Origin of the sequence: Pantoea sp. SIMBA_079, from assembly GCF_046940275.1 — a bacterium.
GTDB lineage: Bacteria > Pseudomonadota > Gammaproteobacteria > Enterobacterales > Enterobacteriaceae > Pantoea > Pantoea borealis.
In genome coordinates this window covers 1-261 of the sequence record NZ_JAWRYR010000491.1, presented here as the reverse complement: position 1 = coordinate 261, position 261 = coordinate 1, and the positions used below count along the sequence as shown (strand labels likewise).

General features: G+C 51.7%; 1 rRNA gene. It reads left to right on the top strand.

Going from position 1 to position 261, the window contains the following annotated elements:
• Positions 1-261, top strand: a 23S ribosomal RNA gene (locus tag SB719_RS20925); the annotation flags it as partial.

The following is a 261-nucleotide window of genomic DNA, read 5'->3' as shown; positions in this document are numbered from 1 at the left end:
GCCGTAACTATAACGGTCCTAAGGTAGCGAAATTCCTTGTCGGGTAAGTTCCGACCCGCACGAAAGGTGTAACGATTTGGGCACTGTCTCAACCAGAGACTCGGTGAAATTATAGTACCTGTGAAGATGCAGGTTACCCGCGACAGGACGGAAAGACCCCGTGGAGCTTTACTGCAGCCTGATATTGAATGTTGGTACAGCTTGTACAGGATAGGTAGGAGCCTTGGAAACCGGAGCGCTAGCTTCGGTGGAGGCATCGGT